Source organism: Enterocloster sp. HCN-30185, assembly GCF_037890305.1.
GTDB lineage: Bacteria > Bacillota > Clostridia > Lachnospirales > Lachnospiraceae > Enterocloster.
Window position 1 is genome coordinate 28,495 of record NZ_JBBKBT010000014.1, and the last position, 19,229, is coordinate 47,723.

The window sequence follows — 19,229 nt, forward strand, 5'->3', positions numbered from 1 at the left end:
AGGGGGTTTTAAAACGTGATCGAAAAGATGAAGTTCTTAAGTATTACCGGCCCCAGAGAGGATATTGACCGGGTGGCGGATACCTATCTGTCCCGATATGAGATCCACCTGGAAAATGCTCTTTCTGAGCTGAAAACGGTAAAAAACTTAAGACCGTATATTGAAGTTAATCCGTACAGGGATCAGCTGGCCATGGCCAGAAGCCTGATGCAGCGGTTTGGAGGACAGCTGCCGGAGGTAAAACGGTCCGGAGAGGAAACTCTGCCAGACATTCAGGAGGCGTCCGCTTTTGTGGAGCGCTTAAGTGAAGAGTTAAAGGAACTGACAGACCGCAGAGAGGAGCTTTTGATCCAGATCGAGGCATTGAAAAAGTCCAAGGACCGGGTGGCTCCCTTTACGGAGCTGAACTACAGCCTGCGGGAGATCCTGGGCTTTAAGTTTATCAAGTTCCGCTTCGGACGCGTTACCAGAGAGTATTATGATAAGATCAATAATTATGTATATGATACAATAGACACCGTTATGTTTAAGTGTCTGGAGGATTCAGAATATGTCTGGTTTGTATATTTTGTACCGGACAAGCTGTCGGAAAAAATCGACGCGATCTATGCTTCTATGCATTTTGAGCGTGTGTTCCTGCCGGATGAATATGAAGGCACGCCGCTGGAGGCAGAGCATGTTCTGGAAGAAAAGATCCAGGCATTGGAGGCCGAAAAGTTAGAGGCAGAACAGGCGGTAAAGACGATTCTGGAGGATAAAAAGGAAGAGCTTACAAAAGCATGGATGCGGCTGGAGCGCTTCGGGATCAATTTTGACGTGCGCAAGCTGGCAGCCTGCACCATGCACAATTCCAATAACTTCTATATTCTCTGCGGCTGGATGTCCGAAAGCGACGCCAGAGCCCTCAGAAAGGAAATTGAGGGGGATGAGAATACCTTCTGTATTGTAGAGGACAACCGGGGAAATATTACCAGCACCCCTCCGACCAAGATGAAGAATCCGGGACTGTTTAAGCCCTTTGAAATGTATGTGGAGATGTATGGACTTCCTTCCTACAATGAGATCGACCCGACGATCCTCATTGGGATTACTTATTCCATTCTGTTTGGATTTATGTTTGGAGATGCGGGACAGGGACTCTGTCTTCTCATAGGAGGCTTTCTTTTGTATCGATTTAAGAAGGTGCGTCTGGCGGGCATTATTTCCTGCTGCGGCTTCTTCTCAACGATTTTCGGCTTCCTTTTCGGCAGCATCTTCGGTTTTGAGGATATCATAGACGCCATATGGCTGCGTCCTCAGGAGGCAATGACAGACCTGCCCTTTATCGGCCGTCTGAACACCGTGTTTGTGGTTGCTATTGCGATCGGTATGGGTATTATTCTTTTGTGCATGATCCTCAATATCATAAACAGCGCCAGAGTCCATGATACGGAAAAACTCTGGTTTGATACGAACGGCGCTGCGGGCCTTGTCTTTTATGCGGCTCTGGCAAGCGTGATCGTGCTGTATATGAGCGGAAAAACCCTTCCTGCTACGATTGTTCTGGTTATTATGTTTGTGATCCCTCTGGCTGTGATATTCTTTAAGGAGCCTCTGACAGCTATGGTGGAAAAAAAATCCGAGAAGATATCCGGCGGTGTGGGAATGTTTATCACTCAGGGTATTTTCGAGCTCTTTGAAGTGCTTTTAAGCTATTTTTCCAACACACTTTCTTTTGTTCGTGTGGGCGCCTTTGCAGTGAGCCATGCAGCCATGATGCAGGTGGTGCTGATGCTTGCTGGCGCTGAGGCGGGAGATCCCAACTGGGGCATCGTCATCGGCGGCAACCTCTTTGTCTGCGGTATGGAGGGACTGATCGTGGGGATCCAGGTGCTTCGTCTGGAGTATTATGAGCTGTTCAGCCGTTTCTACCGAGGCAGCGGACGGGCATTTGAGCCTTATGGAAGATAGGAAAATGTAAAAAATTACAATATAAGGAGAACAAAATTATGAGTTTATTAGTTAAGATCACATTGAGCGCAGCACTTATTTTAAGTATCGGAGTTCCCTTTGGAGCATTTGCGGCAGGAGAGAAGACAAGAGGACGCTATAAGACAGCTCTGGGAGCAAATCTGTTTCTTTTCTTCGGCACCATGGTGATCGCGGCTGTGCTGATGTTTAACGGAAATGCATTTGCGGCAGAGGAAGCGGCTTCCGCAGCCGGTTCAGCGTCATCTGCAGCCGGTATGGGTTACTTATCTGCAGCTCTTGCAACTGGTCTTTCCTGTCTGGGCGGCGGTATTGCAGTATCTGCTGCAGCCAGCGCAGCGTTAGGAGCTATCAGTGAGGACAGCTCGATTCTTGGTAAATCCTTAATCTTCGTAGGTCTTGCCGAAGGTGTGTGTCTGTACGGTCTGATCATTTCCTTTATGATCCTTGGTAAGCTGTAATGAAAATGTATCTGATCAGCGACAACATCGACACCTGGACCGGCATGAGGCTGGCAGGTGTTGAAGGGGCTGTGGTACATGAGAGGGAGGAACTGAAACAGGAACTGGATAAGGTCCTGGCCGATAAGGATATAGGCATTATCCTGCTGACAGAGAAGTTCGGCAGGGAATTTCCGGAGATCATCGATAATGTAAAGCTGGAACGCAGGCTTCCATTGATCGTGGAGATCCCGGACCGCCATGGTACCGGCCGCAAGCCGGACTTTATCACCTCTTATGTAAACGAAGCCATTGGACTGAAGCTGTAGGGCGCAGCCGCCCAGGCACATTTTTTCAGAGAAAGCAGGTGAATTGCATGACAACAGAAGAAAAACTGAAGCATTTTCAGGAAATCTGCATGACAGATGCCAGAGAAAAAAGCGCCCGTATGCTGGATGACTGCGTCCGGGCTCTGGACGCGGCCTTTGAGGAGCATAAGGCAGAGGCAGAGCGCAGGGCTGCCATGCAGGAGGAGGCCCAGAAGGAAAAGCTGGAGCGTGAAAAAAATAAAAAGCTTTCCATCGGACAGCTGGATTTAAAGCGTGAAATAAGCCGCAGGCAGGAGGAGCTTAAGGATAAGCTGTTCGTGGAAGTAAAGGATATGCTGGCGAATTTTATGGAAACAAGAGAGTATCAGGAGCTTCTGGAACGGCAGATCCGGAGCGCTAAGGAATTCGCAGGAGATGAGGCGCTGATCGTTTATATGGATCCCTCTGATGAGGATAAGGCCCGCAGACTGGCTCTCCACAATAACGTGACGGTAAAGATCAGCGAGTATTCCTTCAGCGGGGGGATCCGGGCTGTGATCCCGTCCAAGCATGTTCTGATCGATCATTCCTTTGACACCAAGTTAAAGGAAGCCAGACATGATTTTACATTTCATTTGGGAGGTAAGTAAATGACGAAGACAGGTGTGATCTACGGCATCAACGGCCCTGTGGTTTCTCTGGAGGGAGATCCCGGTTTCCAGATGAACGAAATGGTGTACGTTGGAAAGGAAAATCTGGTAGGCGAAGTCATCGGACTTACCTCACAAAAGACAACGATCCAGGTCTATGAGGAGACCAGCGGCTTAAAGCCGGGAGAGATTGTCACCGGGACGGGAGCGCCTGTGTCCGTTACCCTTGCTCCGGGTATTCTGAGTAATATTTTTGATGGAATTGAGCGGCCCTTAAGCAAGATCGCAGAGCACAGCGGTTACTCCATCAGCCGGGGCATCAGTGTGGACTCGCTGGATACTTCCAAAAAATGGGATACACATATTACAGTGAAAAAGGGCGAACGGCTGATGCCGGGAACCATCATTGCAGAGGTGCCGGAGACAAGAGCGATCGTACACAAGGTCATGGTTCCGCCGGACATGGAGGGCTATGTCATTGACGTGGTTCCGGACGGATCGTATACGATCAATGATATGCTTGTAAAAGTTCAGCTGATGGACGGTTCTGAGAAGGAGCTGACCATGACCCAGAAGTGGCCCATCCGTGTGCCAAGGCCCGCTGCCAAGCGTTTTGCGGCTACCCGCCCTCTGATTACGGGACAGCGTATCCTGGATACCATGTTCCCTCTGGCAAAGGGAGGTACGGCTGCCATTCCCGGCGGTTTCGGAACCGGAAAGACAATGACACAGCATCAGATCGCCAAGTGGTCCGATGCAGATGTGATCATCTATATCGGCTGCGGCGAGCGCGGAAATGAGATGACTCAGGTATTGGAGGAGTTTTCAGAACTGATCGATCCAAAGAGCGGAAATCCTCTGATGGACCGCACCACACTGATCGCCAATACTTCCAATATGCCTGTGGCGGCTCGTGAGGCAAGCCTGTACGCCGGATTGACCCTGGCTGAGTATTACAGGGATATGGGATATCATGTGGCTATTATGGCCGATTCTACCTCCCGGTGGGCTGAGGCGCTCAGAGAGCTGTCCGGCCGTCTGGAGGAGATGCCTGCAGAGGAGGGATTCCCGGCTTACCTGGCATCCCGTCTGTCTGCCTTTTATGAGAGAGCAGGCATGATGCGCAATTTAAACGGAACAGAAGGCTCTGTAACGATTATCGGAGCTGTGTCACCCCAGGGCGGCGATTTCTCCGAGCCTGTGACCCAGAACACCAAGCGTTTTGTGCGCTGCTTCTGGGGACTGGATAAGAGTCTTTCCTATGCAAGGCATTTTCCGGCGATCCATTGGCTTACCAGCTATTCCGAGTATGTAAATGATTTGTCCTCCTGGTATATGGACAACGTAGACCAGAAGTTTGTAGATTACCGCAACCGTCTCATGGCTCTTCTGACACAGGAGAGCAGCCTGATGGAGATTGTAAAGCTGATTGGTTCTGATGTTCTGCCGGATGATCAGAAGCTGGTCCTGGAGATTGCCAGAGTGATCCGTCTGGGCTTTCTGCAGCAGAATGCCTTTCATAAAGAGGATACCTCTGTACCCCTTAAGAAGCAGTTTAAGATGATGGAGATTATTTTATATTTGTACAAGAAGTCAAAGACCCTGATTTCCATGGGTATGCCAATGTCCGTCCTGAAGGAGGATCCTATTTTTGACCGTATCATTTCCATCAAGTACGATGTACCTAATGACCGTCTGGATCTGTTTGACGAGTATAAGACCCAGGTAGACCGGTTCTATGAAAATGTAGTGGAGCGCAACGCATAAGGAGGATTCAGATGGCAGTTGAATATTTAGGTTTAAGTGAGATCAATGGCCCTCTGGTGGTTCTGGAGGGCGTTCAGAATGCGGCATATGATGAGATCGTGGAAATGACCGTAGCCGGAAACACGAAAAAGATCGGCCGTATTATCGAAATATATGGAGATAAGGCAATTATTCAGGTTTTTGAGGGGACAGACGGTATGGCTCTGCGGAATACCCATACAAGGCTTACGGGACATCCTATGGAGATTGCCGTGTCTGAGGAGATGCTGGGACGGACCTTTAACGGAATCGGAGAACCCATTGACGGGTTGGGAGACATTATTTCCGATGTGCGTCTGGATATCAACGGACAGCCCCTAAATCCCGTTTCCAGAGAATATCCCAGAAACTACATCCGCACAGGCATCTCCGCCATTGACGGGCTTACGACCCTGATCCGGGGACAGAAGCTGCCGATCTTTTCAGGAAACGGCCTTCCCCATGACCAGCTGGCAGCCCAGATCGTACAGCAGGCGTCTCTGGGAGAAGGTTCGGATGAGTCCTTTGCCATTGTTTTCGGAGCTATGGGCGTAAAGCATGACGTGGCGGATTTCTTCCGCAGAACCTTTGAGGAGAGCGGCGTTTCCGAGCACGTTGCCATGTTTATCAATCTGGCAAACGATCCGGTGGTAGAGAGGCTGATCACTCCCAAGATCGCCCTGACTCTGGCAGAATACCTGGCCTATGAGAAGGGGATGCATATTCTGGTTATCCTGACGGATATGACCTCCTATGCGGAGGCGCTGCGTGAGGTTTCCTCATCCAAGGGTGAGATCCCTTCCAGAAAGGGATTCCCAGGCTACCTCTACAGTGATCTGGCTTCTCTTTACGAGAGAGCGGGGATTGTGGCAGGCCGTCACGGCTCTGTGACTCAGATCCCTATTTTGACTATGCCCAATGATGATATTACCCATCCCATCCCTGACCTGACGGGATATATCACAGAAGGGCAGATCGTTTTGGACCGGCAGTTAAACAGCCAGTCTGTATATCCGCCCATCAGCGTTCTTCCGTCCCTGTCCCGTCTGATGAAGGACGGCATCGGAGAGGGCTATACCAGGGCAGATCATCAGGATGTGGCAAACCAGCTTTTCTCCTGCTATGCCAAGGTGGGAGACGCAAGAGCGCTGGCTTCTGTAATCGGTGAGGACGAGCTGTCGCCTCTTGATAAAAAGTATCTGGAATTCGGACGGGAGTTTGAGAGCCGTTTTATCGGCCAGACCCACTATGAGAACCGTTCCATGACAGAAACCCTGGATATCGGCTGGGAGCTTCTTCGGATGCTTCCGAGAGAGGAACTGGACCGTATTGATACAAAGGTTCTGGATCAGTTTTACGAGAAAAGGTGAGGTGACGCAGCATGGATCCGAATACATTTCCCACCAAAGGAAATCTGATCGCGGCTAAAAATTCCCTGAAGCTTGCCACTATGGGCTATGGTCTTATGGATAAAAAGAGAAATATCCTGATCCGGGAGCTGATGGGGTTAATTGATGAGGCAAAGGGAATCCAGTCGGAGATCGACGCTGTGTTTACGGCTGCGTACCAGGCTCTCCAGGAAGCGAATATTGAGCTTGGGATCAACTATGTCCAGGAGATCGGCATGTCCATGCCTGTAGATGACGGTGTAGGGATCAAGGCACGAAGTATTATGGGAACGGAAATCCCTCTGGTGCGTCATGAACAGGGGCCTATGAAGGTGGCTTACGGTTTTAATAACACTTCAGAGTCTCTGGACATTGCCAGACAGCACTTTGAACGGGTGAAGGAGCTTACGATCAAGCTTTCCATGGTGGAAAATTCTGCCTATCGCCTGGCTAATTCCATCAAGAAAACCCAGAAGCGCGCCAATGCCTTAAAAAACATCACAATTCCCCATTATGAAGCGCTTTCCAGAACCATTTCCAATGCCCTTGAGGAGAAGGAAAGAGAGGAATTTACAAGACTTAAAGTAATAAAGCGGATGAAGACTGAAAAACCTTGACAAATCTGAACAAAACAGATATAAATGATAAGGTAAAAACTGACATTATCGAAAGAAGCGGATTCCTGAAGGACTGTTTAAAACGGGTCTGCGCCGGGTGGCGCTTTCATTTCAGGACTCCCGTCATCTAGGAGGAAAAATTGATGAATAAGACAGAGTTTATCGCAGCAGTTGCTGAGAAGGCAGAGATTTCCAAGAAGGATGCTGAGAAGGCAGTTAAAGCGTTCACAGATGTTGTAACTGAGGAGTTAGTAAACGGCGGCAAGGTACAGTTAGTTGGATTTGGTAACTTTGAGGTTGCTGAGAGACCTGCAAGAGAGGGAAGAAACCCCAAGACAGGCGAGGCTATGACCATCGCAGCTTCCAAGACACCAAAGTTTAAGGCCGGCAAGGCATTAAAGGATGAGGTTAATAAATAATTCATGAGACTTGACAAGTTTCTTAAGGTTTCCCGCCTGATCAAACGCAGGACTGTAGCCAATGAAGCCTGCGACGCAGGACGCGTCCTGGTCAATGATAAACCGGCTAAGGCGTCCTTAAATGTAAAAACAGGCGATATTATCGAGATCCAGTTCGGAGCAAAGGCTGTAAGAGCTGAGGTTCTGGATGTACAGGAAACTGTAAAAAAGGATGAAGCAAAGGAACTGTTCCGTTATCTGTAGGTCAAAGGTCTGATGGCCGGGGTTCGGAACAGGCTGTGGCATACAATGGCCCGCCTCCCCATATATTAGGTTTAGGGACTGCCCTTAAACTGAATATATGGGGAGGTTTTTGTATGGAAGAAACGCTTGGCAGCATCCGGCCCCACCGGATCACCATTCAGGATCGTAAGACTGCCGGAATTACCGGAGTATCAGACTGTGTGTCCTTTGATGAAAATGAGGTGGTGCTGGATACCGATATGGGACTTTTGACGATTCGGGGAAAGGATCTCCATGTGAACCGTCTGACTCTGGAAAAGGGAGAGGTAGATCTGGACGGAACGGTGGAAAGCTTTGCCTACAGTTCCAATGAAGCATTGCGGCGGTCGGGAGAATCCCTGTTTGCCCGCCTCTTTAAGTGATAGGAGGTGGGGGCAGATGAGCGAGCGTATCCGCTATGAGCTTCTTCTTACAGGCTTGAGCCTGGTTATGGGAGGATGGCTTATGATCGTCTATGACAGCTTAAGGCTGCTGCGCCTTTTGATCCATCATAATTCCCTTTTTATGGGAATGGAAGATTTTTTTTACTGGATCTATGCTGGAGGAGCCGTATTTATGCTGCTGTATGAACAGAATGACGGAAGCTTTCGGTTTTATGCCGTAGCAGGTGTATTTTTAGGTATGGCGGCATATGATCGTTTTGTGAGCCGTATCTTCTTCCGGTGCTTGAAAAAGTTTAGCAGATGGTTTAAAATAACAAGAAAGGATAATTCCGGATCGTAGAGAGCGGGAGTCAGGAGAACAGGGATGGCATATTATGGGAGGTCAAAGCGTTTAAGACGCGGCAAATGGGAAAATCGGATGGCAATCATAGGTATAACTATGGTAGTCATTTCTCTTGCTGTGGCTGTAAATGCAAAAGGGGCTTCTTTAAAGCAGGCAGACCTGGATTACAGACAGAAGGAAGCGGATCTGGCCCGTCAGGTTCAGGATGAGGAAAACAGGACCAGAGAGCTTGAGGAATACAAAATTTATGTACAGACCAAGCAGTATGCAGAAGAAGTAGCAAAGGAAAAGCTGGGTCTGGTAAATCCGGATGAGATCCTTTTAAAGCCCAGACAGTAAGTCGTGTGTCGAATGGGGTCGAAGGATTTTTGCACCCTTTAACTGAATATGACAGATATTTCCTCTCCGGTCTGCGTATACTGGATAAGAGGCGGGCTTTTTGGTATTGGAAGTCCGTCAGCGCAGATTGGAGGGATTTTTTTGTTGTCGGGAAGACGGGAAGTAAGAAGCAGATCAGATGTAAATTATTATACAGCCAGGAAATTGGAGGATATGGCAAGATCCATGGAGCGGCTGGCAAAAGCTTTTGACGAGGGGATGCACAAGACAGGAAGCCTGACAAGAGATGACGGGCTGGCTGCTATGCAGACTTCCGCATCCATGGTGTGCCAGGACTGCAGCCAGTGTGGAATCTATGCAGAGAGTGAGCGGGAGGACAGTTATTATCTTTACTATCTCCTCCGTGCATTTGAACAGAAAGGACAGATCGAAAAGGAGGACATGCCCCGTCCTTTTCTGGCCGGCTGCCGCAAAAAAGAGGATTATCTGGCCCAGTTAAACCGCAGTCTGGCCCGTGCTGCCATGAATCTGTCCTGGAAGAACCGTTTTCTGGAAAGCCGTGACGCAGTGGTATCCCAGTTTCGCGAGCTGTCCCTGATCCTGGGAGAATTTTCTCATCAGATCGATCAGGCGGCAGATATAACGGAGGAATACGGATACATAATGAAAAAGCTGTTCCGCAGGTGCCATGTGGCAGTGGAAAATATGCTCATCCTGGAGTATGAAAGCGGAAGAAGAGAGGCTTATGTTACAGCCCGCACCACCAACGGACGGTGCATGACTGCAAAGGATGCCTCAGAGCTTATGAGCGAGGTGATCCCCGGGACGAGGTGGAACCCTGCAAAGGACAGCCGCAGCATTATCACAAGACAGAGCGGAACCGTGCGTTTTGAGGAGGATGGGGAGTATCAGCTCCTTTACGGGGCAGCCAGAGTGCCGAAGCAGGGGGAACGGTGTTCCGGGGATAATTATACCTTCTGCGAAAGTCCGGGAAGTCAGGCCATGATCAGTCTCTGCGACGGCATGGGCTGCGGTGAGCCGGCCTGTGAGGAAAGCGGACAAGTGGTAGAACTGACGGAAAATCTTTTGGAAGCAGGTTTTGGACCCAGAGCAGCCTTTAAGCTGGTAAATGCCGTGCTTTTACTGGCAGGAACGGAGCAGCATCCGGCGGCTCTGGACATGAGCTGCGTGGATCTGTACACAGGAGTGCTGGATGTTATGAAGCTGGGGGCAGCGCCTACCTTTGTGCTGGGACAGGAGGGGGCAGAGGTTTTGGAAGCAGGGCAGGTTCCGGCAGGGATTTTAAGTGAAGCGGAGCCGGTGATGCTGTCCAGAAAGCTGTGGGATGGGGATCACATTATCATGGTGACAGACGGGGTGTTAGATGCCCTTCCGGGAGAGGATAAGGAGCAGGCTATGTGCCAGTTTCTGGAAAGTCTGGACTTTATGCCGCCCCAGGAGATGGCAGAACGGATTTTGGAATTTGCCCTTTCCTTCGTGCCGGGAGCCAGAGATGATATGACCGTGCTTACAGCAGGAATCTGGAAAAAGGAGTAGAAAGAGAAGACAATGGATAAGCTGACAGAACGGGTCAGAAAGACGATAAAAGAGCATCATATGGTGAAGCCGGGAGACCGGGTGATGGCGGCGTTGTCCGGCGGTGCAGATTCGGTATGCCTGCTGCGGATCCTGGTTCAGTTGAGAGATATTCTGGGAATCCGGCTGAGGGCCGTTCATGTCCATCATGGGCTGCGGGGAGAGGAGGCGGACCGGGACAGCCGGTTTGCAGAGGAACTCTGCCGGGAGCTTTCCGTGCCTTTTTCCCTTATTTATGCAGATGTAAGGGGACTGGCGGACAGAGAGGGGATTTCAGAAGAGGAGGCAGGTCGTATCCTGCGGTATGAAAGCTTTGAGTCAGAAGGAAAAAAGTGGGAATCAGAGGAGCCAGGGGCAGGCACCTCCTCCGTGAAAACAGCAGTGGCCCATCACAGCGGGGATCAGGCAGAAACCATTTTACATAACCTGTTTCGCGGCAGCGGCCTGGGAGGGTTAAAGGGGATGCCTTATGTGCGTGGAAATGTGATCCGTCCTCTTTTGGATGTAAGCGGAGAAGAAATACGGGAATACCTGAGGGAGAGAGGGGTTTCATGGAAGGAGGATTCCACCAATCATACAGACCATTATACCAGAAACCGCATCCGCAGGGAGATCCTTCCGGCGGTGGAGAAACGGATCAATCCTGGAGCCGGGGCCAATATCCTGCGCATGGGAAAGCTGGCGGCAATGGCGGACAGCTATTTAAGGCAGCAGGCAGGACGGTGGCTTGAGATATGGGCGTTGGATGAGAATAATGGAACCAGGAGCATTTTTCTGCCGGAAAAACCGTTCAAAGAGGCCGATGCCATTTTACAGCTGTACGCAGTGATGGAGGTTTTAAAGGAGCTGGCTGGTTCATCAAAGGATCTGGGACTGGTTCACGGTCAGGCTGCTGCGGAGCTGTTTGACCGGCAGCCAGGACGCCGGATCGATCTTCCGTATGGTCTTGAGGCCAGGAGAGAATATGGGGGGATACGGATTGGGGGAATAAAAGCATTTTCTGGGAAGAACAGGGAGAAAGAGGGGGCATCAGAAGGGCTGGATTTTCTTCCAAAGCCGGTTTTTACTGTATTTTCTTACAAAAAAGGCCTTTCAATTCCTAAAAATATGTATACGAAATGGTTTGACTGTGATAAAATAAAGGGTACGCCCGTCATCAGGACCAGACAGCCAGGAGATGAGCTGGCCCTTTCGCCAGGGGTTCACAAGCCTCTCAGAAGGTATATGATCGATGAAAAAATCCCTTCTGAGCTTCGTGACCGGATTCCTGTTCTGGCAGACGGAAACCGTGTGATGTGGGTTATCGGATACCGCATCAGCAGCGATTACAAGATAGACGAAGCGACAAAAAGAGTATTTCAGGCAGAACTTCCCGACAGTGAGGAAAGGAAGCTGCCTGCAAAAAGAAAAGATTAAAAACGGAGGATAAAATCATGGCAGATAAGATCCGCGTATTGCTCACAGAGAAGGAAGTAGACGAGAGAATCAATGAGGTAGCAGAGCTTATTAACAGAGATTATGAGGGAAAGCACGTCCATCTGATCTGTATTTTAAAGGGAGGCGTGTTCTTTACCTGTGAACTGGCCAAGAGACTGACCGTTCCCGTATCCATGGACTTTATGTCTGTATCCAGCTACGGCTCAGGCACTGTATCCAGCGGTGTAGTGCGTATCATCAAGGATCTGGATGAGCCGCTGGAGGGGAAACATGTTCTCATTGTGGAGGATATTATTGATTCCGGCCAGACACTGGCATATCTGATCGAGGTATTAAAACAGAGAGGCCCGGCGGATATCCGTCTGTGCACCCTTCTTGACAAGCCGGAGCGACGTGTGAAGAAGCAGGTAAAGGTAGACTATACCTGTTTTACCATTCCGGATGAGTTCGTAGTGGGATACGGTCTGGATTTTGACCAGAAGTACAGAAATCTGCCCTACATCGGAGTAGTAGAGCAGGAGGACTGATGTCCTTTGGTATGTACAGAGTATTACATCATTTGATTGAAGGAGGCAGACATTGAGACAGCAGCAGACATTCAGAGGATTTGTATTTCTCATTATGATGCTGGTACTGCTGGCCTTTGCGTTTAAATTTACGTCTACGGCAGGGGCAGGAGACAGGCTTACTTATCAGGAGTTTTTACAGGTTCTCGATACGGAAAAGGTAGAGGAGGCGGTAATCAGCCAGAATCCCCAGGCACCTACGGGTACAGTAACCCTGACTCTGGAGGGAGACCGGATCGCCCGTCAGAACGTTTCGGATGTAAAGGAAGCAGAACAGCTGCTCAGGGACCGCAACATTGATTATGCAGTAGAAGGCGTACCGCAGGAAAATACCATGCTTACTGTTGTGATGCCGTTTCTCCTTTCTATTGTTGTGGTAATTGTGATTATTACGGTGATGAACCGCGGGGCGGCCGGAAACGGAGCAAATGCCAGAATGATGAATTTCGGCAGAAGCCGCGCAAGGCTCAGCCGTGACAGCAAAGTGAACTTTTCACGGGTAGCAGGACTTGAGGAGGAGAAGGAAGAACTGGAAGAAGTAGTTGATTTCCTGAAGAATCCTCAGAAATATACCAGCGTGGGAGCCAGGATCCCCAAGGGACTTCTTCTTGTAGGCCCTCCGGGAACAGGAAAAACCCTTCTTGCCAAGGCAGTAGCCGGAGAAGCTGGAGTTCCGTTTTTCTCTATTTCCGGTTCTGATTTTGTGGAAATGTTTGTAGGTGTAGGTGCATCCCGTGTCCGCGACCTTTTTGAAGAAGCTAAGAAGAATGCTCCCTGTATTGTATTTATCGACGAGATCGATGCAGTAGCCCGCCGCAGAGGAACCGGTATGGGCGGAGGCCATGATGAGAGAGAGCAGACCTTAAACCAGCTTCTGGTAGAGATGGATGGTTTTGGGATCAACGAGGGAATTATTGTCATGGCGGCTACCAACCGTGTAGATATCCTGGATCCTGCGATCCTGCGTCCCGGCCGGTTTGACCGCAAGGTTGCTGTGGGACGGCCGGATGTAAAGGGAAGGGAAGAGATCTTAAAGGTTCATTCCAAGGAAAAGCCCCTGGGAGAGGACGTGGATCTGCACCGGGTAGCTCAGACGACCTCCGGCTTTACAGGCGCGGATCTGGAAAACCTGATGAATGAGGCAGCAATCCTTTCTGCAAGAGAAAACCGCCGTTTTATCCGTCAAAATGATATTGACCGGGCTTTTGTAAAGGTGGGGATCGGAGCTGAAAAAAGGAGCAAGGTTATTTCCGAAAAGGATAAAAAGATCACAGCTTACCATGAGGCAGGCCACGCGATCCTGTTCCATGTGCTTCCGGATGTGGGGCCGGTTCATACGGTTTCCATTATCCCTACCGGTATGGGGGCTGCAGGCTACACCATGCCTCTTCCGGAAAAGGATGAGATGTTCAACACCAGAGGCCGTATGCTTCAGAGCATCATGGTGGATCTGGGCGGACGCATTGCAGAGGAGCTGATCTTTAAGGATGTGACAACCGGCGCTTCTCAGGATATCAAGCAGGCCACTCAGCTGGCAAGAGCTATGGTGACCCAGTACGGTATGTCCGAACGTGTGGGAATGATCCAGTACGGCAGTGATGAGGATGAGGTATTTATCGGCCGTGATCTGGCGCATACCAAGTCTTATGGAAATGGAATTGCAGATGTCATTGACGAGGAAGTAAAGAGGATTGTAGACGAATGCTATGCAAAGGCAAAGCAGATCATCTGCGACCATGAGGATGTGCTTCATTCCTGTGCGGCTCTTCTGATCGAGAAGGAAAAGATCGGACAGGATGAGTTTGAGGGTCTTTTTGCTGAGACTGAAGTAAAGGCATAAAGGCTAGATTTCATTTGTTTGAGAAAAAACAGAAACGTTTTGAGCATAAAAACGGAGCTTGATTCGTATTTGCGAAATTCAATCGTTATTTTGACTGTAAAGGGCGGAGAAAAAAATGCATGTTTGTGCACACTTTTTTCTCCGCCTGTGCTATTATAATAGACGTAACCCCCCCAATACATTATATAGTTTTTGCTACACCCCATAAGAAACGAAATACCTTCTCCTGAAAAGCCTGGCTACCCCGCCAGGCTTTTCACTTTATAAAAACAATGAGGAAAATCCGGGCTTTGTGCGCGTGGGACATTCACCGGATTGCGGGATTTTCCTTGTATATTTAAGTAAATTCAGATACAATAGAGATGCTAATTCAAAATAGTATGAATCATTATGAAAAGGTAAGGAATTCATTGTGAAAGAAGAGGGAACAAATAAGATCAATCGGGAGGCGCTGTTTTCAGCAGAAACAGAGGATTACCGCAGCCCTATGGAGCCGAAAGAAGGGGAACGGGTACGTCTGCGGCTGCGTACCGCAAAAGCGGACGCGGATCAGGTATATTATATAGAAGGGGAGAAGGAGGCTGTTATGAAGAAGACAGCTTCTGATCCATATTTTGATTATTATGAGCACGAGATCGCAGCAGCTTCCGATCAAGTGCTTTATCATTTTAAAGTGAAAAAGAATAAGGAGATCTGCCTGTATAACCGTTTGGGTCCGGTGGATGAGGCAGATCCGGAATTTGATTTCAAAATCACACCGGGATTTTATACGCCTGACTGGGCTAAGGGAGCAGTGATGTACCAGATTTTTACAGACCGCTTCTGCAATGGAGATCCGGACAATGATGTGGAATCTATGGAATATGTATATATCGGAAAGCCTGTATACCGGGTAAAAGACTGGGGGAGAAATCCGTCTACCATGGATGTAGGCTGCTTTTACGGCGGAGATTTAAAAGGTGTCGGGGACAAGCTGGATTATATACAGAGCCTGGGAGTGGAGGCTATTTATCTGAATCCTGTTTTTGTATCGCCGTCTAACCATAAGTATGACTGCCAGGATTATGAGCACATTGATCCTCATTTTGGCCGGATTGTCAAAGACGGAGGAAAGCTGGTGGATAAAAATGGAACGGACAACCGACAGGCGGAGCGGTATGTGACCCGTGCGGCAGCCAGAGAAAATCTGGAAGCCAGCGACGCCCTGTTTGCGGAGCTGGTTGAGGAGATCCACAGACGGGGAATGAAGGTGATCTTGGATGGTGTGTTTAACCACTGCGGTTCCTTTAATAAATGGCTGGATGCGGAGGAGATTTACGAGCGTTCCGGAGATTATGAGCCGGGAGCATATCTTACCAAGGACAGTCCGTACCACAGCTTTTTCCAGTTTCACGACGACAGTGATGAAGCATGGCCAAGAAACAGGACGTACGACGGCTGGTGGGGTCATGATACGCTGCCTAAGCTTAATTATGAGGGTTCTGAAAAGCTGGTAAAATACATTTTAAATGTGGCAAAAAAATGGATTTCCCCGCCTTACAGCGTAGACGGCTGGCGTCTGGATGTGGCGGCTGACCTGGGGCATACGGCAGAGTATAACCATACGTTCTGGCAGATGTTTCGAAAGGCTGTAAAGGAAGTAAATCCGGAGGTTCTGATCCTGGCAGAGCACTATGGCGATCCCGCCAGCTGGCTTCAGGGGGATCAGTGGGATTCCATTATGAATTATGATGCGTTTATGGAGCCCGTGACCTGGTTTTTGACAGGGATGGAGAAGCACAGCGACGGTTATAACGGCGCTCTTTACGGCGATGGAGAGGCGTTTTTCGGAGCAATGAATTACCACATGAGCCGGATGCAGACAAATACGATTTTCACGGCCATGAACCAGCTTTCCAACCACGACCATTCCCGCTTTCTTACCCGGACGAACCAGATTGTAGGACGTTTGGGGAATATGGGGCCGGAGCGTGCCTCGGAGCATGTGAAAAAGCCGGTTCTCAGGGAGGCTGTAGTCATCCAGATGACCTGGCCCGGAGCTCCGACTCTGTATTACGGTGATGAAGCGGGCGTCTGCGGATGGACAGACCCTGACAGCAGAAGAACCTATCCCTGGGGGAAGGAGGATCTGGAACTGATTGAATTTCACCGGTATATGACTGGAATCCACAAGCGGATTCCGGCGCTGCGCAAAGGCGCGCTAAAACCTCTTTTTGCAGGACGGCATCAGATCGCCTACGGAAGAATGAGCGGGGATCACCAGACCATTACCGTGATATCCAACCGCCCGGAACCGGCTGTGATGGAGATCCCTGTATGGCAGCTGGGGATTACGGATGATATGATTCTTGGAAGGCCGATTTTGACCTTTGAGAATGGGTATAATGCAGGAATCGTGTTTTACCGTGTGGAAAATGGGATGTTGAAAGTTATCATGCCGCCATATGGTGGCGCTGTCTTCGTGTCCCGGCCAGAGGCGTTTTATCCGGTGATCGAGTCGCGGTTTGTGGGTGGGGAGGAAGTGCTTTGAAGCTGGATCAGGTTGTATCTGAGGTAAAGGAATCAGAAGAATGGGAGGGCGTAAAAATGAGCATTTTATCGGTCGGAATTGAGAAGGGAAATGCAGAAGGTATGATATAGGCCCAATTTCGGAAACTTTGGAAAAGCGAATCCGCAGCGAAACGGATCTGGAGACGCTGGGGGTATGGCTTAAAAAGGCTGCCAGGGCCTCTACAGTAGAGGAGTTTGAGCAGGAAATTGCATAAAATATTTCAAAGGGTATTGCAAACGGAAACATTGAGTTTGCAGTACCCTTTTTTAAAAAATAATCGTTCGTGATGGAAGAAAAACAATATTCATATCAAAAAATTATCCTTCTAATGCCCATATCTGGATAAAAATGCCGCTTTTCCCTGATTTTTTTGATAGATTTGTCCTGAATTTCCCTGATTTTTGAGAGTAAATATGTTGGCACATAACTTGCTTAAAGGCCATTCAGGCAGATGGGAATGGTGTGGATTTGGTTGGCAGCTGCGGAACCGGCCATGCGGTGATCCGCAGCATTACGTTTGATGTAGAGGAAGCCCTGGTGGAGGCTGAGGTAGTGCTTGTCTCTGCTATGGCAAAACGCCACGAGGCCATTACGGACTGGATTGCACCTCATCTGAAGGATGGGCAGATTGTATGCTTCTCAGCAGGAAACTGTGCTTTCATTACTCTGAAAAAGAAATTGGGAGACAAAAAGGTGATTGTGGGCCAGATGCAGGGAAATATCGGCCCCTGCCGTCGGGTATCCCCTACAAAGGAAATAAAGGGAAATCCCCATACCCTTCTTCCTCCGTCTTATGACTGAGATTCGGAATATCTGCGTATCACAGGAACGCCCAGAAAGGTTTCTGAATAAACGGATATAAAAAGAAAAAGCGCTGAAGGAACGAATCTGCGTTCCGGCAGCACTTTTGTTTCTGCTAAATATACAGCAAAAAACCTCTGTTTCAAAAGAAACAGAGGTTAAAATCAAATGCCGCAGACCGGAATCGAACCGGTACGGGTATCACTACCCACGGGATTTTAAGTCCCGGGCGTCTGCCAGTTCCGCCACTGCGGCATTCCATATAGGAGTATATGCATACTTGGCCTGAAAACAAGAGCCTTTACATGCAAAGCACTGATGCTCTTAAGCTTACTCTGGTATGCAACTGGGCGAAGGTGGATTCGAACCACCGAAGGCAGTGCCAGCAGATTTACAGTCTGTCCCCTTTGGCCACTCGGGAATTCGCCCATGCTTTGTTTGATAAGCAGTGATAATAATATCACATGAGCGGGGAAAAATCAAGAGGGGGAATGAAATTATTTTATAAAATTTGGCGGGGTTTCGGCCGGTAGATTACTTCGCTGACCGTGTAAACTGTGACAAAGGCGGAAGGGTCTGTTTTTAAAAGATACGACATCAAAAGGGCGTATTCATTTTTATCCACGATGGTAATGATCTCTGTTTTAGGCTGACCGTCATAGGCGCCCCGGCCTTCATAGATGGTAGCGCCGCTGTGAAGGCGGTTCAGGATAAAACTGCGTATTTCAGCTTCTTTTTCAGAGATGATGCAGACTCGTTTTTTCAGATTCAGGCCGAATATGAAGTGGTCCAGTACAAGCCCGTTTAAATAGGTGCCTAAAAGGCTTAAAACGACCAACTTTTTATCATAAAACAGGATAGAGGACAGGGCCACGCACATACCGGGAAGCGCCATGGCTTTTCCCATATCCATGCGGAAATATTTGTTTAACAGCTTTGCCACAATATCCAGTCCCCCGGAGGAGGCATTTTCCCGGAATAAAATTGCAAGTCCGATGCTTACAACAAAGATATAGCAGACCATATCCAGAAAGGGATCGCCGTTAATGGATGAAAAATCGGGGAACCATATTTCAAATATCCTTAAAAATAATGGAAGCAGAAGAGAGGTGTAAACCGTTTTTGCGCCAAATTCCTTTCCGATCAGGAGAAAGCCAATTATCAGCAAAAGCCCGTTAAGGATAAAAGTAATGATGGAGATATGGAGAGGGATGATATTGCCGAGGATCATAGCCAGACCGGATATGCTTCCTACAGACACCTGACTGGGGATCAGAAAGAAGAACACGGCGGCTGAAACAATGAGGGTGGCAAAGGTTATTACTATAAATTCTTTCATAAAGTCTGATTTTTTCATATGAATACTCCTGTATTAAAGATATTCTCTGCTGTCATTCCTACTATATTCGATTCTTTTTTGCGTGTAAACCGTTTTTTGTGCGTATCTTTTATTTTGCCTTACGGTTTGGAAAAGGCTTATGAAAGCTCCTGCGTTTCAAAATCCGTTTTCCAATGG

Annotated in this window: 19 protein-coding genes and 2 tRNA genes; 18 read left to right on the forward strand and 3 right to left on the reverse strand. The window is 48.8% G+C overall.

The features are described from left to right. Nucleotides 1-15 precede the first annotated feature (15 nt). The 18 genes from WKT10_RS13090 to WKT10_RS13175 all read left to right on the forward strand — a co-directional run bounded on the left by WKT10_RS13090 (nucleotide 16) and on the right by WKT10_RS13175 (nucleotide 17,713). Nucleotides 16-1,950 (forward strand): V-type ATP synthase subunit I, encoded by a 1,935-nt coding sequence (locus WKT10_RS13090; RefSeq protein ID WP_340277680.1) that lies wholly within the window; start codon nucleotides 16-18, stop codon nucleotides 1,948-1,950. Between the two features lie 38 nt (nucleotides 1,951-1,988). Further along, nucleotides 1,989-2,429, forward strand: a complete 441-nt coding sequence (locus tag WKT10_RS13095; RefSeq protein WP_066545147.1) for an ATP synthase subunit C — start codon at nucleotides 1,989-1,991, stop codon at nucleotides 2,427-2,429. After that, nucleotides 2,429-2,737: a V-type ATP synthase subunit F gene (locus WKT10_RS13100; RefSeq protein ID WP_066545146.1), complete on the forward strand. Its 309-nt coding sequence runs from the start codon at nucleotides 2,429-2,431 to the stop codon at nucleotides 2,735-2,737. Before WKT10_RS13095 ends, WKT10_RS13100 begins: the two co-directional genes overlap by 1 nt. 47 nt (nucleotides 2,738-2,784) lie before the next feature. Beyond that, nucleotides 2,785-3,366 (forward strand): V-type ATP synthase subunit E, encoded by a 582-nt coding sequence (locus WKT10_RS13105; RefSeq protein ID WP_178275158.1) that lies wholly within the window; start codon nucleotides 2,785-2,787, stop codon nucleotides 3,364-3,366. Next, the gene (locus tag WKT10_RS13110) at nucleotides 3,367-5,133 is read left to right on the forward strand and encodes a V-type ATP synthase subunit A (RefSeq protein WP_340277683.1); all 1,767 of its coding nucleotides are present in this window, start codon (nucleotides 3,367-3,369) and stop codon (nucleotides 5,131-5,133) included. It begins immediately after the preceding gene. An 11-nt stretch (nucleotides 5,134-5,144) separates the two neighbouring features. After that, nucleotides 5,145-6,521: a V-type ATP synthase subunit B gene (locus tag WKT10_RS13115; protein WP_066545138.1), complete on the forward strand. Its 1,377-nt coding sequence runs from the start codon at nucleotides 5,145-5,147 to the stop codon at nucleotides 6,519-6,521. An 11-nt stretch (nucleotides 6,522-6,532) separates the two neighbouring features. Beyond that, complete coding sequence (locus tag WKT10_RS13120) at nucleotides 6,533-7,156, forward strand: V-type ATP synthase subunit D (protein WP_066545133.1); 624 nt, start codon at nucleotides 6,533-6,535, stop codon at nucleotides 7,154-7,156. Between the two features lie 143 nt (nucleotides 7,157-7,299). After that, entirely contained in the window at nucleotides 7,300-7,575 is a 276-nt protein-coding gene (locus WKT10_RS13125) for an HU family DNA-binding protein (RefSeq protein ID WP_066545132.1), read from the forward strand. A gap of 3 nt (nucleotides 7,576-7,578) precedes the next feature. Further along, on the forward strand, nucleotides 7,579-7,818 hold the full coding sequence (locus WKT10_RS13130; protein WP_066545130.1) for an RNA-binding S4 domain-containing protein: 240 nt from the start codon (nucleotides 7,579-7,581) through the stop codon (nucleotides 7,816-7,818). Between the two features lie 113 nt (nucleotides 7,819-7,931). After that, complete coding sequence (yabP, locus tag WKT10_RS13135; RefSeq protein WP_066545128.1) at nucleotides 7,932-8,219, forward strand: sporulation protein YabP; 288 nt, start codon at nucleotides 7,932-7,934, stop codon at nucleotides 8,217-8,219. Between the two features lie 16 nt (nucleotides 8,220-8,235). Then, a complete protein-coding gene (yabQ, locus tag WKT10_RS13140; protein ID WP_066545127.1) occupies nucleotides 8,236-8,580 on the forward strand; it encodes a spore cortex biosynthesis protein YabQ in 345 nt (114 codons plus the stop codon). Nucleotides 8,581-8,604: 24 nt separating this feature from the next. Next, nucleotides 8,605-8,922, forward strand: coding sequence for a septum formation initiator (locus WKT10_RS13145; protein ID WP_066545126.1), 318 nt, complete (start codon nucleotides 8,605-8,607; stop codon nucleotides 8,920-8,922). A gap of 141 nt (nucleotides 8,923-9,063) precedes the next feature. Further along, on the forward strand, nucleotides 9,064-10,479 hold the full coding sequence (locus WKT10_RS13150) for a SpoIIE family protein phosphatase (RefSeq protein WP_334302641.1): 1,416 nt from the start codon (nucleotides 9,064-9,066) through the stop codon (nucleotides 10,477-10,479). A gap of 12 nt (nucleotides 10,480-10,491) precedes the next feature. After that, nucleotides 10,492-11,934, forward strand: coding sequence for a tRNA lysidine(34) synthetase TilS (gene tilS / locus WKT10_RS13155; RefSeq protein ID WP_340277687.1), 1,443 nt, complete (start codon nucleotides 10,492-10,494; stop codon nucleotides 11,932-11,934). A gap of 17 nt (nucleotides 11,935-11,951) precedes the next feature. Then, nucleotides 11,952-12,482: a hypoxanthine phosphoribosyltransferase gene (gene hpt, locus WKT10_RS13160; RefSeq protein WP_178275153.1), complete on the forward strand. Its 531-nt coding sequence runs from the start codon at nucleotides 11,952-11,954 to the stop codon at nucleotides 12,480-12,482. 52 nt (nucleotides 12,483-12,534) lie between these two features. Then, nucleotides 12,535-14,361 (forward strand): ATP-dependent zinc metalloprotease FtsH, encoded by a 1,827-nt coding sequence (ftsH, locus tag WKT10_RS13165; protein ID WP_340277689.1) that lies wholly within the window; start codon nucleotides 12,535-12,537, stop codon nucleotides 14,359-14,361. Between the two features lie 487 nt (nucleotides 14,362-14,848). Further along, on the forward strand, nucleotides 14,849-16,891 hold the full coding sequence (locus WKT10_RS13170) for a glycoside hydrolase family 13 protein (RefSeq protein ID WP_340277715.1): 2,043 nt from the start codon (nucleotides 14,849-14,851) through the stop codon (nucleotides 16,889-16,891). Between the two features lie 483 nt (nucleotides 16,892-17,374). Next, complete coding sequence (locus WKT10_RS13175) at nucleotides 17,375-17,713, forward strand: hypothetical protein (protein WP_340277691.1); 339 nt, start codon at nucleotides 17,375-17,377, stop codon at nucleotides 17,711-17,713. 169 nt (nucleotides 17,714-17,882) lie between these two features. On the opposite strand, the gene WKT10_RS13180 is transcribed toward WKT10_RS13175, so the two are convergent. From WKT10_RS13180 to WKT10_RS13190, 3 genes are all read right to left on the reverse strand, one after another. Beyond that, nucleotides 17,883-17,968 (reverse strand) — tRNA-Leu (locus WKT10_RS13180). Nucleotides 17,969-18,060: 92 nt separating this feature from the next. After that, nucleotides 18,061-18,142 (reverse strand) — tRNA-Tyr (locus WKT10_RS13185). 73 nt (nucleotides 18,143-18,215) lie between these two features. Beyond that, the gene (locus tag WKT10_RS13190; RefSeq protein ID WP_066545325.1) at nucleotides 18,216-19,070 is read right to left on the reverse strand and encodes a YitT family protein; all 855 of its coding nucleotides are present in this window, start codon (nucleotides 19,068-19,070) and stop codon (nucleotides 18,216-18,218) included. Between the last annotated feature and the right edge of the window lie 159 nt (nucleotides 19,071-19,229).

What these genes read in the sequence shown, in the direction of transcription:
- WKT10_RS13115 (WP_066545138.1), top strand. Translation starts at nt 5,145, where the DNA reads ATGGCAGTTGAATATTTAGGTTTAAGTGAGATCAATGGCCCTCTGGTG.
- WKT10_RS13130 (WP_066545130.1), top strand. Translation starts at nt 7,579, where the DNA reads ATGAGACTTGACAAGTTTCTTAAGGTTTCCCGCCTGATCAAACGCAGG.
- WKT10_RS13100 (WP_066545146.1), top strand. Translation starts at nt 2,429, where the DNA reads ATGAAAATGTATCTGATCAGCGACAACATCGACACCTGGACCGGCATG.
- hpt (WP_178275153.1), top strand. Translation starts at nt 11,952, where the DNA reads ATGGCAGATAAGATCCGCGTATTGCTCACAGAGAAGGAAGTAGACGAG.
- yabP (WP_066545128.1), top strand. Translation starts at nt 7,932, where the DNA reads ATGGAAGAAACGCTTGGCAGCATCCGGCCCCACCGGATCACCATTCAG.
- WKT10_RS13110 (WP_340277683.1), top strand. Translation starts at nt 3,367, where the DNA reads ATGACGAAGACAGGTGTGATCTACGGCATCAACGGCCCTGTGGTTTCT.
- WKT10_RS13145 (WP_066545126.1), top strand. Translation starts at nt 8,605, where the DNA reads ATGGCATATTATGGGAGGTCAAAGCGTTTAAGACGCGGCAAATGGGAA.
- WKT10_RS13190 (WP_066545325.1), bottom strand. Translation starts at nt 19,070, where the DNA reads ATGAAAAAATCAGACTTTATGAAAGAATTTATAGTAATAACCTTTGCC.
- yabQ (WP_066545127.1), top strand. Translation starts at nt 8,236, where the DNA reads ATGAGCGAGCGTATCCGCTATGAGCTTCTTCTTACAGGCTTGAGCCTG.
- WKT10_RS13125 (WP_066545132.1), top strand. Translation starts at nt 7,300, where the DNA reads ATGAATAAGACAGAGTTTATCGCAGCAGTTGCTGAGAAGGCAGAGATT.
- tilS (WP_340277687.1), top strand. Translation starts at nt 10,492, where the DNA reads ATGGATAAGCTGACAGAACGGGTCAGAAAGACGATAAAAGAGCATCAT.
- WKT10_RS13170 (WP_340277715.1), top strand. Translation starts at nt 14,849, where the DNA reads ATGGAGCCGAAAGAAGGGGAACGGGTACGTCTGCGGCTGCGTACCGCA.
- WKT10_RS13105 (WP_178275158.1), top strand. Translation starts at nt 2,785, where the DNA reads ATGACAACAGAAGAAAAACTGAAGCATTTTCAGGAAATCTGCATGACA.
- WKT10_RS13120 (WP_066545133.1), top strand. Translation starts at nt 6,533, where the DNA reads ATGGATCCGAATACATTTCCCACCAAAGGAAATCTGATCGCGGCTAAA.
- WKT10_RS13095 (WP_066545147.1), top strand. Translation starts at nt 1,989, where the DNA reads ATGAGTTTATTAGTTAAGATCACATTGAGCGCAGCACTTATTTTAAGT.